Below are 924 nucleotides of genomic sequence, written 5' to 3' on the forward strand. Positions count from 1 at the left end.
TGAGCCGTTTTCATCCTGAGTAGCGGCTGGTCTCGACGCGGTGCAGGACGAGGATGGCCTGCACGATCGCCGTGGCGCGGCGGGGACAGCAACGCAGCTTGGTCAGGATCTTCCAGGTCTTCAGCGTGGCGATGGCTCGTTCGCCGCGGGCGCGGAGCCGGGCATGACCACGGTTGACGGCCCGCTGGCGGCGGGACAGCTTCGGTCGGTATCGGTGGCGCTTGAACGGCGTGCGCACGCTTCCGCCGGCTCCCTGATAGCCCTTGTCTGCGAAGGTCAGCACGTTTGCGCTGGTCAGCGCGTCGATCAGTCCGTGGGTGCGGGCTGCGGTGAGGTCGTGGACCGCGCCGGGCAGCGCGGCCGACGCCCAGACCAACCGCCCGGCCGGATCGGCCAGGACCTGCACGTTCACCCCGTGGCGCTTGTGCTTACCGGAGTAGTAGGGCCGCTGGTCAGCGACCCGGTCGATCGGAATCAGCGTGCCGTCGAGGATCGCGTACGCCAACCGGGCAGCCCGACGCATCGCGGCAGTGAGGTCGTCGGCGCAGGCGGCGAGCAGGTCGACGGCCTCGCGTAGGTACCGCCACACGGTAGCCACCGACACCTCGAAGCCGGCCGCGAGGCGGGTGAGGGTGTCGCCGTTGCGCAGATGGGCCAAGGCCATCAGCGCCTGCTGCTGCGCAGGCAGCCTCCGCCAGCGGCCGCCGAGCGCACGTCGGCGGTCGCGGATCAGCTCGGTCAGGCGGGTCAGGCTGCGCGTGGACAGCGGGATACTGGCAGGATAGGTCAGCAACGAAGCTCCCGTGCTGGGCAGTGCGTCTTGGTCGACTGCTGTCCTACCGGGAGCTTCGTCCTATCCGGACAATCGACACGCCGCCCCCGCCTACCTGGTCAACCGCCCTTGATCACGATGAAAAGAGCTCA

Annotated in this window: 1 protein-coding gene; it reads right to left on the reverse strand. The window is 69.0% G+C overall.

The window, feature by feature from the left end:
* Window positions 1-10: 10 nt before the first annotated feature.
* Complete coding sequence (locus SM452_RS30370) at window positions 11-793, reverse strand: transposase family protein (protein WP_269706852.1); 783 nt, start codon at window positions 791-793, stop codon at window positions 11-13.
* Window positions 794-924 lie beyond the last annotated feature (131 nt).

It is taken from the genome of Micromonospora sp. SYSU B005 (genome assembly GCF_055362685.1).